The organism is Peribacillus sp. NPDC097675, assembly GCF_050277655.1.
Taxonomy (GTDB): domain Bacteria; phylum Bacillota; class Bacilli; order Bacillales; family DSM-1321; genus Peribacillus.
Genome location: NZ_JBNNSK010000001.1, coordinates 201,668 through 214,170, shown reverse-complemented (window position 1 = coordinate 214,170; position 12,503 = coordinate 201,668). Strand labels below are relative to the sequence as shown.

General features: G+C 41.1%; 15 protein-coding genes and 1 other annotated feature. Of the genes, 1 reads left to right on the top strand and 14 read right to left on the bottom strand.

Features of this window, described 5'->3' with window-relative positions:
• Positions 1-12 precede the first annotated feature (12 nt).
• The 8 genes from obgE to ACQKL5_RS00970 all read right to left on the bottom strand — a co-directional run bounded on the left by obgE (position 13) and on the right by ACQKL5_RS00970 (position 6,670).
• Positions 13-1,302: a GTPase ObgE gene (gene obgE / locus ACQKL5_RS01005; protein WP_427606592.1), complete on the bottom strand. Its 1,290-nt coding sequence runs from the start codon at positions 1,300-1,302 to the stop codon at positions 13-15.
• Between the two features lie 48 nt (positions 1,303-1,350).
• Positions 1,351-1,890, bottom strand: coding sequence for a Spo0B domain-containing protein (locus ACQKL5_RS01000; protein ID WP_427606083.1), 540 nt, complete (start codon positions 1,888-1,890; stop codon positions 1,351-1,353).
• 539 nt (positions 1,891-2,429) lie between these two features.
• On the bottom strand, positions 2,430-2,720 hold the full coding sequence (gene rpmA / locus ACQKL5_RS00995; RefSeq protein ID WP_048688955.1) for a 50S ribosomal protein L27: 291 nt from the start codon (positions 2,718-2,720) through the stop codon (positions 2,430-2,432).
• Between the two features lie 12 nt (positions 2,721-2,732).
• Positions 2,733-3,065, bottom strand: coding sequence for a ribosomal-processing cysteine protease Prp (locus ACQKL5_RS00990; protein ID WP_402960544.1), 333 nt, complete (start codon positions 3,063-3,065; stop codon positions 2,733-2,735).
• A gap of 14 nt (positions 3,066-3,079) precedes the next feature.
• Complete coding sequence (gene rplU, locus ACQKL5_RS00985; protein ID WP_427606081.1) at positions 3,080-3,388, bottom strand: 50S ribosomal protein L21; 309 nt, start codon at positions 3,386-3,388, stop codon at positions 3,080-3,082.
• 13 nt (positions 3,389-3,401) lie between these two features.
• Positions 3,402-3,486 (bottom strand) — a sequence feature (ribosomal protein L21 leader region).
• Between the two features lie 75 nt (positions 3,487-3,561).
• Entirely contained in the window at positions 3,562-5,022 is a 1,461-nt protein-coding gene (locus ACQKL5_RS00980; protein WP_427606591.1) for an Rne/Rng family ribonuclease, read from the bottom strand.
• A 42-nt stretch (positions 5,023-5,064) separates the two neighbouring features.
• Positions 5,065-5,919 carry a M50 family metallopeptidase gene (locus tag ACQKL5_RS00975; RefSeq protein WP_427606079.1) on the bottom strand — a complete coding sequence of 285 codons (855 nt, stop codon included), beginning with the start codon at positions 5,917-5,919 and terminating at the stop codon, positions 5,065-5,067.
• Positions 5,920-5,923: 4 nt separating this feature from the next.
• Complete coding sequence (locus tag ACQKL5_RS00970; protein WP_427606077.1) at positions 5,924-6,670, bottom strand: peptidoglycan DD-metalloendopeptidase family protein; 747 nt, start codon at positions 6,668-6,670, stop codon at positions 5,924-5,926.
• A gap of 260 nt (positions 6,671-6,930) precedes the next feature.
• Here ACQKL5_RS00970 and ACQKL5_RS00965 point away from each other — a divergent pair, with 260 nt between their 5' ends.
• Entirely contained in the window at positions 6,931-7,374 is a 444-nt protein-coding gene (locus ACQKL5_RS00965; RefSeq protein ID WP_402960552.1) for a S1 domain-containing RNA-binding protein, read from the top strand.
• Positions 7,375-7,497: 123 nt separating this feature from the next.
• Here the strand turns inward: ACQKL5_RS00965 and minD are convergent, their stop codons facing one another.
• The 6 genes from minD to radC all read right to left on the bottom strand — a co-directional run bounded on the left by minD (position 7,498) and on the right by radC (position 12,483).
• Positions 7,498-8,301 (bottom strand): septum site-determining protein MinD, encoded by an 804-nt coding sequence (gene minD, locus ACQKL5_RS00960; RefSeq protein ID WP_427606075.1) that lies wholly within the window; start codon positions 8,299-8,301, stop codon positions 7,498-7,500.
• A gap of 2 nt (positions 8,302-8,303) precedes the next feature.
• On the bottom strand, positions 8,304-8,987 hold the full coding sequence (gene minC, locus ACQKL5_RS00955; protein WP_427606073.1) for a septum site-determining protein MinC: 684 nt from the start codon (positions 8,985-8,987) through the stop codon (positions 8,304-8,306).
• Between the two features lie 115 nt (positions 8,988-9,102).
• Positions 9,103-9,621, bottom strand: coding sequence for a rod shape-determining protein MreD (gene mreD / locus ACQKL5_RS00950; protein ID WP_427606071.1), 519 nt, complete (start codon positions 9,619-9,621; stop codon positions 9,103-9,105).
• Positions 9,618-10,490, bottom strand: a complete 873-nt coding sequence (mreC, locus tag ACQKL5_RS00945; protein WP_427606590.1) for a rod shape-determining protein MreC — start codon at positions 10,488-10,490, stop codon at positions 9,618-9,620. Before mreC ends, mreD begins: the two co-directional genes overlap by 4 nt.
• Before the next feature lie 150 nt (positions 10,491-10,640).
• Positions 10,641-11,660: a rod shape-determining protein gene (locus ACQKL5_RS00940; RefSeq protein ID WP_402960562.1), complete on the bottom strand. Its 1,020-nt coding sequence runs from the start codon at positions 11,658-11,660 to the stop codon at positions 10,641-10,643.
• 148 nt (positions 11,661-11,808) lie between these two features.
• Positions 11,809-12,483, bottom strand: coding sequence for a RadC family protein (gene radC, locus ACQKL5_RS00935; protein WP_427606589.1), 675 nt, complete (start codon positions 12,481-12,483; stop codon positions 11,809-11,811).
• Positions 12,484-12,503 lie beyond the last annotated feature (20 nt).

Here is a 12,503-nt window from a genome sequence, read left to right as displayed (position 1 = left end):
TTTTACTATTTATCAGTCAATAAATTCAAATTCATATTCAAGGATACGAACGATATCGCCGTGTTTCGCACCTTTTTGACGAAGTCCTTCATCGACTCCAAATGAACGAAGTTGTCTAGCAAAACGCTTGATGGATTCTTCACGAGTGAAGTCCGTCATTTTGAATAGACGTTCAATCTTGAACCCTTTAACTGCAAAACTTCCATCGGATTCGCGTTCAATTTCAAATTCATCTGATAGAGCTGTATGTTTATAAAGCACACGGTGAACCCCAGTATTTTCTTCTTCATGATCAAGCGGGAATTCAGGTGTTTCTTCAATTTTATCAGCAATTGCATAAAGAAGTTCACGAATTCCTTCACGTGTTACAGCGGAAACCGGGAAGACCGGGAAATCCTCTTCAAGCTTTTCTTTGAATGCCGCTAAATTATCGGCTGAATCAGGCATATCCATTTTACTGGCTACAATGATTTGCGGGCGTTCGGTCAAACGAAGATTGTACTCTTCAAGCTCTTTATTGATTGTCAGGTAATCTTCATACGGATCTCTGCCTTCAAGACCGGACATATCAATCACGTGAACGATGACTCTTGTTCTTTCAATATGGCGTAAGAATTGGTGTCCAAGTCCAACGCCTTCAGAAGCACCCTCAATTAGTCCTGGCAAATCAGCCATAACGAAACTGCGGTGATCTTCCGTTTCAACCATTCCAAGGTTCGGAACGATCGTCGTGAAATGATATTCTGCAATTTTAGGTCGAGCTGCCGAAACGACAGAAAGCAAAGTGGATTTACCAACACTCGGGAATCCTACTAGGCCTACATCTGCCAATAATTTCAGTTCCATGACAATATCGCGTTCTTGTCCTGGCTCACCATTTTCAGCAATTTCCGGAGCCGGATTGGCCGGTGTTGCAAATCGGGAATTCCCACGACCACCACGGCCACCTTTAGCGATAATGGCACGTTGTCCATGTTCAACTAAGTCAGCAATGACTTCCTTCGTTTTTTCATCAATGACAACCGTACCAGGTGGCACTTTAACGACCATATCCTTCGCAGCTGCACCATGCATGTTTTTGGACATGCCGTGTTCACCACGAGGGGCTTTGAAGTGACGTTGATAACGGAAATCCATTAATGTCCGCAAACCTTCTTCCACTTCAAATACGACGTTTGCACCATTGCCGCCGTCTCCGCCGGCAGGTCCGCCTTTTGGTATGAATTTTTCACGACGATAAGCAACGATTCCGTTACCACCATCTCCGCCTTTTATATAGACTTTCGTTTGATCGACAAACATGCTATCACTTCCTTGTTTTCTGCAAGTCATTTCTTGCTGTATACATCTTTAAAACTTAATATCCATCTTAAAGAATAATTCATCCTCATTACAAAGACGCATTTCAACTGATTGTTCCGCTGTTAAGGACTTCTGCAAAAATTCGACCACTGCGGATTGGTCAATGAATCGGCCCTGCAAATGGAAAGAACAACGCATATCGCTTATCTCTTTTTTACACATAGAGACAGCCAGTACATTTTCTCCAAAAGGATCCAGATTCTTTTCTAAAACTTTAAAGTAATCGTACGTCCAACGAGACATCAACTCGTCCAACTCCGTTGAGCCCGCAAAAACATCGATTATTTCAAATTCACTATGAAATGTTGAATTACTCCAGTTCGACGTCAACAGCAACTCGCTGAACTTTGGCAAATTCAAACTAGAGAGCCTTGCTTCATTTTGGGTCTCAATGATGATCTCATCAATAATGCCTTTGACTCGATCAATTCGATTCAACTCCAAATTCCCTTTTATAATTTGAATTCTATTCAACCAATCATGCCTTGTTTGACGAAGCGTTTCAATAGTCGTCCAATTTTTATCCATTATTAACACCTTCAATTATGATAAAGAAACATTTATGCTCTATCATGTTGAATACTTCCATTTGTACAGTATATCAAAAAACAAACAAACAGGAAATGAAGCTCGATTCACATGCCTTCATATGAAAGCCCCCGTCCAAAAAACACAGCCACACACCCTGAGTTCTTTGGACGATGGTAGAGCCGTTTGAACTTGCAAAGAGAATGGGCTTATTCATGCAACAATTGGAGATATAATAGTTGAATGGAACAGTCTATTTGGATTAACTCAATATGATAGTTAAAGTAGCTTTTTTATCCCATAAAGTATAAGAAAGCCCGCCAAACTGGCGAGCCTTTTGTGAATCAGAGGTTTTTTTCCATACTAACTGACTAAAATCTCCTGCAAACGCTGGTTATTTATCATACTTATAGTATAAATAAAGGGCCGGACCCCTTCCGCACTATATATAGCAAACCATTATTAATAATGACGCGATATATAGTGTCTCATAGAAGGAATCAGACCCTTTTGAGTCAGCCTCTGTTCAAAGATGCCAATTATGCTTCTTGTGCAACTGGATATACGCTTACTTTTTTACGGTCACGTCCGAAACGTTCGAATTTAACAACACCGTCTACTTTAGCGTATAGAGTATCGTCTCCACCACGGCCTACGTTCTCACCTGGATAGATTTTTGTTCCGCGTTGACGGTAAAGGATAGAACCACCAGAAACGAATTGACCATCTGCACGTTTAGCGCCTAAACGCTTAGAGATTGAGTCACGTCCATTCTTTGTAGAACCTACTCCTTTTTTCGAAGCGAAGAACTGAAGATCTAATCTTAACATTTGTTCCACCTCCTACTGGTTGAGGATAATTTTCATGTATTTACCATAATCACGTTCGATGGTCTGCAACGATATGAGCATAGCGTTCAAGAGCAGTTGCACCTTCTCTTCGGACTCCGGCGAAAGATTCCCCGGAATGACGCAGCGAAGATAGCCACCGTCTTTCCCCTGCTCAATCTCAGGTTCTATATCCGTTAAGGACATAATTGCATTGACGGTCCCAAAGGACACGGCCGATACGCCTGCGCAGACAATATCGGAACCTTTTTTAGCAAAATCAGCATGTCCGCTTAATGTGAACGAAGTGAATCGTTCTTGCGGAGCATCAAGAATAACTTTAATCATCTTGATATCAGCCCTTACGCGTTGATTGTGTCGATAACAACTTTAGTGTATGGTTGACGATGACCTTGTTTTCTACGATTGTTTTTCTTCGCTTTGTATTTGAAGACAGTGATTTTCTTTTGCTTACCTTGTTTCTCAACAGTACCTGTTACAGTAGCGCCTTCCACTAGTGGAGCACCGACTTTCACGTCTTCGCCACCTACGAATAAAACTTTGTCAAATGTAACAGTTTCGCCTGCTTCTGCGTTTAATTTTTCAATGTAAACCGCTTCGCCAGCTGCTACTTTAATTTGTTTTCCGCCAGTTTCGATAATTGCGTACATACTTGCACCTCCTTGAATGTCTCAGACTCGCCAATCACAGGCGTTTTGTCCAGAAGACAAAAAACTTATAACCTGTTGTTGAGCGGTTGTAGCACGGGTGCTACAAACATAACAGTAAAATCCTATCATGAAACCGGAATAGCTGTCAATATATTTGTTGGATTTCTTGTCCTTCACTTTGAAGACCGTTCGATTTCCTCACAACTACCGAAGCGCCTGATGGAATATGTATGTATCGGACCTGGGACATAAGAGATAAATAACTTTTTGGCTATCAACTCTTCCAAAGTCGGTCTGTACGATTCCTTTTCACCCAACAGTACTTCGGCCACTGATGGGCTAAGCTCCACCCAAACGGCCTCATCATCCGTTTTACGGTGTTCGAACAACTCACGCTCCAATCGGAAGGCCACAGTTTCGGCGCTCTCTATTTTCCCATTGCCGTTACAGACTGGGCAAGGAACCCGCATCGTTTCACTAAGCGCTGGAGATGTCCGTTTTCTTGTCACCTGCAAGATGCCCAATTCAGTAAAACCAACAACCTTGATGCGCATCTCATCTCTCGCCGCTTCCTTTTTGACAAGATTGATGATTTCAAGCTTATGTTCCGGTTTCTCCATATTAATAAAATCAATCAAAATGATTCCACTAATATTTCTAAGTCTCAGCTGACGGGCAACTTCTTTAGCTGCAGCCACATTTACCGCAAATAGCGTGGCCTCTTTTTCCACTTTGCCCGTAAACTTCCCTGAATTGACATCGATAACTGTGAATGCTTCCGTTTCTTCAAAAATCAAATAGCTACCATTATCGAGCCATACCACCTTTTTCAAGGCCTTTTCAACTTGGTTATCCAGATTCCGTTCAGAGAAAATATTCTTTGGACCCGTCTCATAGGAAAGATTCCAATCCATGCCGTTAGACTTTTTCAACTCTTGGTATGCCTCAAAATCATCAATAAAGAGCTGTCCTGAAGTTGTTGTGTTCATTTCAGTGATAACCATCTCCAGGAATGTATCTTTTTCATAGAGGAGGGCTGGTGCCTTTATAGAGCTAGCCTTCCTTTCCAAGTCTTTATACAGCTGCCTCATTGAATTCAGCTTGTCCAGAAATACCGGCTCGCTTTCATTCTCCATCGAGGTACGGACAATGAGCCCCTCATCCTCTTGCTTGTATGCTAATGCTTTTGCTCGCCAATGCTTTTGCAATCTCTCATTTTTAAATTTCTTCGAAACACCCACATAATCTATTCCATGTATGTAAACGAGGGCCTCCGTAGAAAACTCGATCAATCCCGTTAGCTTCGCCCCTTTTGTACCTGTTTCATCACGGCTCACCTGTACGAGCAACTTTTCACCCTGTCGAATATAATGATTGATAGGTGATTCCCCATCCCGCTTTGTCAGTTGGTACGCCGGAATTTCATCACGATGCAAAAAACCATTCTTTTCGGCACCATAATCAATAAAAACGGCATCCATCCCTGGTAAAACCTTAGTCACTTTGCCCAGATAAACATTGCCTACCGTACTGCGTTGATGAGGTGGCATGATTTCGATTTTACGTAAGACTTCATTCTCCAGGACTGCCACTCTTTTTTCGCGTGAAGATAGGTTCACGATCATTTTTTTCATCAAAAAAAATCCTCTCCTCAATTTGAAGAAAGGATATCATATTTAATAAGAATATAACAGGTCACCAATTTCCCCATGGGTCATTTTCTCGGAAAAATAAGCATGAAGAATTTCCGTTTCATCCAACGAGCCACTCTCCCTCCCATTTTTCATGATGATCACGGGGTGTTTACAGCCGCGTTGAAACATCTCCAACACTTTATAAATCGGTTCTTGCGAATCCACCATGATTGGCTTTAACTTTGCCAAATCATTCGTATTCCCATAATGACGTTGCAGGAGAAAGCGCATAAATGCAAAATATCGCTGTCGCCACTCCATGATTAGCGAGAGACTGATAAAAAAGATGATTAGCCAAATATTCAGGTTAAGCGGTTCGAGAAAAACCCATGTTAAAAACGCCACTACTGCGAAAGCCGCAGAAAAATACAACGTATATTTCTGTGCGTCAAGAAAGGTGCAGTATAGGGACACGCCAATGAAAAGAAGCCTCCCCCCGTCCAATGGCCAGATTGGCAGCAAATTAAAAAATAACAACATAAGATTCATATATATAAATGATTGATACAGGTCGGAAGAAATAAAAGAAAAGAAATGGAGCAGAAAAGCCGCTCCGATTAGCCATATATGTTGGAGCGGACCAGCAAGCACGACCGCAAGATCTTCCTTCAGGCTTTTATTCCCGTACTCCTCAGTCTCAACCGCCCCTCCAAAAGGGAGGAGCTGGATGGACTTAATTCGCCATTTAAAGTACTGTGCGCATGCAGCGTGTCCCATCTCATGGATAAAGACGATAAGTAAAAGCATCATCACTTCAATAAAATGAGCCGTAAGGATAGCAACCCCAATGACGAACCACAGCGTAGGATGAATCTTGATTTTTGACAGTAAGTTCACATACTCAGTCAAAGGAAATCACCTTTTTAGGATCGACGAATGCATCATTTTCTTTAATGGCAAGATAAAACCGCCCCTTTGAACCATCCTCACTTACGGTGACCTGTCCCACTTCTTTCCCTTTCTTCACCAAATCATAAAGCTTCACATCGATTGTTTCTAGCTGGCCATACCATGATTCACTTTTATTGGCATGCTGTATGACTACAGTCTTTCCAATCCCTTCTTTCTCACCAGCAAAGATGACTACCCCCTCATTAATGGATTCGACTTTAGACCCTAGGCTCGTCTCCATGATGATTCCCTCTCCATTCGACTCAAAGGATTGGGTTATTTCCCCCGACACAGGCATTGCATATCCCTCGCCGGAATCAACCGTTTCCGTATTCGATTCAGTCGGTAAAAAAGCGATGGGTTTGCCGAATGTATTTTCATACCAACTGGAAACCGAGGCGAATTGAAACTCTTGATTCATATTTTCCGTGACAAAGCTTCTGGCAGAATCCAATCGAACGGAAGGGTGCTTAAACATCACGGCAACCACCAGGAATAGGCAAACACTGACGAGGATTTTAAAAAAGAAATACTCTTTTTTAAAAAGCGGATGATCTTTGTCTGAATACCCGTCATAAGATTCGATTTCGTACGGGTTCTCCTTATCAATCTCCGTCCAAGTACTGTTAACCACCGGGCTACCATTCTTTCGTCTCTTGGCGATACGATTGCGGATATCTTTCCTGCGATCATCCATTTAAAAATCTACCCCCTGCTCATATCAAAGCGCTCATATTAAAGCGTATGACCAACCTGTCCAGACTATGACGAAGAATCCATTTTCTTTCTCGTTGCATTTTTAAAACAAATTTTTGTTGGAAAAATGAGCCGTTTTCAAAAGATTTGAAGGGCAATGTCTTTTAATAATAAATGAGGTGAAAAATGCAATTGATATTACCGTGCTTTATTTGTTATAATGAAGTTGTTTTAACATTATTGAGGGGGAACAATTTTAATATGTCAATCGAAATAGGCAGCAAAGTACAAGGTAAAGTAACAGGTATCACTAATTTTGGAGCATTCGTAGAATTACCAGGAGGCTCAACAGGTCTTGTGCATATCAGTGAGGTAGCGGACAGCTATGTAAAAGACGTTAATGACCATCTTAAAGTAGGCGACCAAATTGAGGTAAAAGTGATCAGCGAGAAAGACGGAAAAACTGCCTTGTCCATCAAAAAAGCTATAGATAGACCCGAAGGACAAACCTCTTCTTATACCAAACGCCCACCACGCCAAGGCGATAATCGTAATAAAGATTTTCGTTCTAAAGGCAATTTTCAACCTAAGGAAAACTTTGAAGATAAAATGGTCCGTTTTTTAAAGACTAGCGAAGAGAACTTATCTACGCTCAAACGTAGTACAGAATCAAAACGTGGCGGTAGAGGCGGAAGACGCGGATAACCTGTTGCATTTTTAATACTTCAGTACAATAGATAAGGTAAGCCTTTTAAGAAGGCTTACCTTTTTTATGTCCTTTTCCATAAAATAAAAAGCGGGGGCACAAAATGCCCTCGCTAAACTACTCTAACGCACACTAAAGAACTTTTTCAATTTGGACATGAAACCTTTTTGTTCGCCTCCAATTGGCGTCAACGGCACGGATTCACCCAGAATCCGGCGCGCAATGTTCCGATAGGCAATCGAGACCCTGTTGTCCGGATTGTAAGCTATCGGTTCCTTTCTATTAGCAGCCACAATAACCTGATCATCATCAGGTATTACCCCAATCAAATCAATTTTAAGGAAGTTGGTCACTCCGTCAATATCCATTTCTTCGTCTTCATGTAGAAGGTGTCCACGGATTCTGTTGATGATTAATTGAGGAGGCGCAATCTGTTCTTCTTTCTCAAGTAGACCGATGATACGGTCTGCATCGCGGACAGCCGGTCTTTCAGCAGTCGTAACGATAATCGCCCTGTCAGCACCTGCTATAGCATTTCTAAAGCCCTGCTCAATCCCTGCAGGACAATCGATAACGATATAGTCGTAGTCCGGTTTCATATCACTGATAAGTTTCCTCATCTGTTCTTCGTTCACTACTGATTTATCACTGTTTTGTGGAGCCGGTAGCAAATAGAGCAAATCTTCGAAATGTTTATCCTTAATCAGCGCTTGATGGATTTTACAACGTCCTTCAACAACATCGACCAAATCATAGATGATGCGATTTTCCAATCCCATAATCACATCTAAATTGCGAAGTCCAATATCCGTATCGATTAAGCAAACCTTTTTGCCTAGAAGAGCTAACGATGTTCCTAAATTGGCAGAGGTGGTTGTTTTACCTACACCACCCTTACCAGATGTTATAACTATTGCCTCTCCCACGATTAGAGACCCCCTTCTAATCTATTTAAATTAGGTCTATATTTCTTTAAAACTTGCAGTTTATCAATGATGATATTTTCTTCATCGTCCATGAAGGCACATTCCAAATCATGTCCAAATTTCGTATATTGGTCAGGAGATAGATTCACTTTCCCTGCAATTCGCAATTGTGCTGGTTTCATGACTGACGCTGCAATTATGGCTTTCTTGTTTCCCGTATAACCAGCGTGAGCGATCCCTCTTAGCTGTCCCATGACATATATATTTCCACCGGCTCGAACGGTTCCATCTGGGTTGACATCACCAATGAGTAGCAAATCGCCAGGAACTTCAAAAACCTGTCCCGATCTTATCACTTTGGTCAAGGTTGTCACTTGATTTTCATCTCTCCATTGTTTCGCGTCTTCCCTTGATATAACATTGGAAATCATCTCATCAACGATAAGTTTCTTTTTTTTATGAATTACTTCTTTGATTTTTTCCTTTTGGTCTGCATCTAGATAGCGGTTCCCGGTATGTACTTTAACGGAAATGGACGGGTCGTTCTCTTGAAACTGATAGTTTGCCGAAAGCTTCACTTCTAACTCTTTCAATAACTCGGAAAATGAGCAAGAATCATCGAGATGAAGCATAAACCCGTCCTTTGTCCCCTTAATCATAACATTTTGCTGAATTCTTTTATTCATGACGTTTGTTTCACCTCAATGAAATATAATTCGACATAGGAAAACAAATTCCCTTTTTCTACGTACATGTAAAAGAGAAAATACATTTTAGACCTACTTACCAGTCCAGTGAACGTTATTCCATTTCTTCCTGCAAATCAAACTTTTCAATAAGTCTCTTTAATGGGTAACAACTAATAATAATAAATATTAGGTTCAATATAATTGTTGGAACAAATCGCCGTTCCATAAATTCACCAAATGTCATATCCGCAAAAGTAAGAATGTGATTCATTTGATAAGACACACCCTCAACAAGTGCCGTAAAGACAAGTGCCATTAAACAGGTAATGAGAATATTGTTTTGAAGAATCTTCATACTTTTGGATATCAAATATGCTAGAAAAGGTAAAAGGAACATATAAATTCCCAAAATCTCCGTATATACGACATCATACGTCAGCCCCAAAATTGCTCCATACAACATCCCCATCCTTCTTGAACCGTACATGGTCAGGAAGAAGACGAAAACAATCATGAAGCGGGGAACGAGGATGTTATTACTACCAAACACATCCCCCGCGAATAGCTGTGCAAAGATACTTTCAAAAACCAAGAAAAGTAAGGCTACAAAAGAAAGGATGAAATGTTTCACTTAGCTTCATCCTCCCCTTCACTTTCTTCTACAGCTCCATCAACTTCACGTTTAACCACCATGACATTACTGATATCATAGAAATCCGTATAAGGTTCAATATAAGCGGTTTGGTTCAAGCCATATTGATCTACTTTAACATCGACAACTTTTCCGATAGGCAGGCCTTTAGGAAAGATTCCTCCCAAACCGGATGTGATGACACTTGAATTCTTCTTGATTTTTTTATCATAAGGAATTCGTTTCATCAATAAAAGATTCTTCTCATCATCGAACCCTTCAATCAAACCGTACGCTTTATCATTGCCCTGGACGATAGCTGAGACGCGGTTCGCTTTATCAATCGAACTTAAGAGCTGAACCGATGAAGTGAATTCAGTCGTGGCTTTCACCTTACCAACTAATCCATTGGCGGTGATGACAGCCATATTTTTTTCTACTCCGTTACGCTCACCTTTATTAATCGTAAGCATTTCATGCCAGCGGTCCGGATTACGCCCAATGACCGTTGCCTGAACTGGCGAGAATTTTCGCAAGTCATCTTCTTTTTCAAGATTGTCACGAAGATCTTCATTTTCTTCTTTCAAATCCTGAACCTGTGTTTTTAATAAGACGTATTCATCCAGACGAGCTTTTAACTTTTTATTTTCATCGTATGTATCTTGAAGTTCCTTTAAATCCCCTACAAAATCTGTAATACCCGATACAGGTTTATTAAACACATTTCCAACCCAGCCGGTTGTATCCTTCAGAAACTTTTCGGGCCAAGTTAACTCTTCTCTCTCTCTTAATGAAAAACCGATCAATGCCACGAGAACGATAATACTAACGAGCAAGAGTAAGAGCTTTTTATTGAAAAACTGTGGCATGATGATTTGCACCTCTATTTTCATTTACTCTATTAAAATTAAGTATGATTTCCACCGTCTTAACGCTACTAGTGCAAGACAGTTTTAAAAATAGAAAAGCCGGCTCAAAATTGCGATCTTTTGTTGAGCCGGCCCTTTTATAAGTACCGTTTAGCGAGAATCTCTTGATTTCGTCTTGAACAGGTGGATATGGTCCAATGCTTTTCCCGTTCCGATGGCTACGCAATCAAGTGGATTTTCAGCAATGATTACAGGCATTTGCGTTTCTTCACTGATTACTTTATCCAAGTTACGCAGTAAAGCGCCGCCTCCTGTTAAAACAATTCCTCTATCCATGATGTCAGCTGCAAGTTCTGGCGGAGTTTTTTCCAATGTGTTTTTCACAGAATCCACGATGGCTGAAACTGTATCACGCAATGCTTTAGAAATTTCCTCAGCAGTGATTTCAATCGTTTTCGGAAGACCCGTCAATAAGTCACGACCGCGGATTTCCATGTTTTCGATTCCTTCTGTATCACCTGCAGAACCGATTTCCATTTTAATTGCTTCCGCTGTACGTTCACCAATCATCAAGTTGTAGTTTTTACGGATGTAAACAATAATCGCGTCATCCATTTCATCACCAGCAATTCGGATTGACTGGCTTGTCACGATACCACCTAGAGAAATGATGGCCACTTCCGTAGTTCCACCGCCAATATCAACAACCATGCTGCCTGTAGGTTCCCAAACAGGAAGATCAGCTCCGATAGCAGCTGCAAAAGGTTCTTCAATCGGGTATGCATCACGGGCGCCAGCTTGTCTTGCTGCATCAATCACTGCACGCTGTTCAACAGCCGTAATTCCAGAAGGAACGCAAATCATGACATATGGCTTGTTGCCGAATACACCTTTTTTCTGAGCTTCTTTCATATAATATTTCATCATTGTTGCAGTAGTTTCATAATCAGCAATTACTCCATCTTTCATCGGGCGAAGAGCAACCACATTTCCCGGTGTACGACCGATCATGTTTTTCGCATCTTTACCGACTGCGACGATTTGCTTTGTATCTGTTTGCACGGCAACAACCGATGGTTCACGGACAGCAATGCCTTTCCCTTTTACATAAACCAGCGTATTCGCTGTTCCTAGATCAATTCCAATATCTCTTGCACCAATTCCAAACATTACGGTATCTCCCTTTCGTAAACAAAAATGCCTTTTTATAAGTTCACATTATAATTTGTCGTTTTTTGACAATAGGTTTTTGAAAAAAGTTCCCTCTTTTAAAAATCATAAACAACATTATATCGTATCGTCAAAAATTTGGATAGTGTCATAAATAACCTTTTTCCTTTAAACTCACATATTTATGCTCCCCGATGATGATATGATCCAATACTTCAATCCCCATTATTTTACCACATTCTACTAATCTTTTCGTTACTTCTATATCTTCTCTGCTGGGAGAAGGATCTCCGGAGGGATGGTTATGAAGACAAATGATAGAGGCTGCCGACCTGCGGAAGGCTTCTTTAAAAACTTCGCGTGGGTGCACAATCGAAGCATTGAGGCTGCCGATAAAGACAGTTCGCTTATGAAGGACTTGATTTTTCGTATTTAAATAGAGACAAACAAAGTGTTCCTGCGACAAAAAACGCATTTCTTCCATGCAATAATTGGCGCCGTCTTCCGGTGAACGAATGACATAGCGGTCCTGATCATTTAATTGATGAATTCGCCGACCAAGCTCCACCGATGCTAGAATTTGAATCGCCTTGGCTTCCCCAATTCCCTTGATTTCCGTCATTTCCTCTACGGAAGCTTCTTTTAAAAGCCGTAATCCCTCAAAAGCCTTAATAAGCCGATTAGAGAGCTGGAGCACGGATTCCTCTTTAGAACCAGTCCTTAACAAAAGCGCAAGCAACTCTTGATTCGAGAGGCTCTCTGGACCATCCTGCAAGAACCTTTCGCGCGGCCGCTCTTCTTTCGGATAATCCCTGATTAACATATTCTCACTCAAAGCATCCA

Bases quoted from the DNA above. Each gene is read 5' to 3' on its own strand.
- obgE (WP_427606592.1), bottom strand. From the start codon at position 1,302: ATGTTTGTCGATCAAACGAAAGTCTATATAAAAGGCGGAGATGGTGGT.
- ACQKL5_RS01000 (WP_427606083.1), bottom strand. From the start codon at position 1,890: ATGGATAAAAATTGGACGACTATTGAAACGCTTCGTCAAACAAGGCAT.
- rpmA (WP_048688955.1), bottom strand. From the start codon at position 2,720: ATGTTAAGATTAGATCTTCAGTTCTTCGCTTCGAAAAAAGGAGTAGGT.
- ACQKL5_RS00990 (WP_402960544.1), bottom strand. From the start codon at position 3,065: ATGATTAAAGTTATTCTTGATGCTCCGCAAGAACGATTCACTTCGTTC.
- rplU (WP_427606081.1), bottom strand. From the start codon at position 3,388: ATGTACGCAATTATCGAAACTGGCGGAAAACAAATTAAAGTAGCAGCT.
- ACQKL5_RS00980 (WP_427606591.1), bottom strand. From the start codon at position 5,022: ATGAAAAAAATGATCGTGAACCTATCTTCACGCGAAAAAAGAGTGGCA.
- ACQKL5_RS00970 (WP_427606077.1), bottom strand. From the start codon at position 6,670: ATGGATGATCGCAGGAAAGATATCCGCAATCGTATCGCCAAGAGACGA.
- ACQKL5_RS00965 (WP_402960552.1), top strand. From the start codon at position 6,931: ATGTCAATCGAAATAGGCAGCAAAGTACAAGGTAAAGTAACAGGTATC.
- minC (WP_427606073.1), bottom strand. From the start codon at position 8,987: ATGAATAAAAGAATTCAGCAAAATGTTATGATTAAGGGGACAAAGGAC.
- mreC (WP_427606590.1), bottom strand. From the start codon at position 10,490: ATGCCACAGTTTTTCAATAAAAAGCTCTTACTCTTGCTCGTTAGTATT.
- ACQKL5_RS00940 (WP_402960562.1), bottom strand. From the start codon at position 11,660: ATGTTTGGAATTGGTGCAAGAGATATTGGAATTGATCTAGGAACAGCG.
- radC (WP_427606589.1), bottom strand. From the start codon at position 12,483: ATGTTAATCAGGGATTATCCGAAAGAAGAGCGGCCGCGCGAAAGGTTC.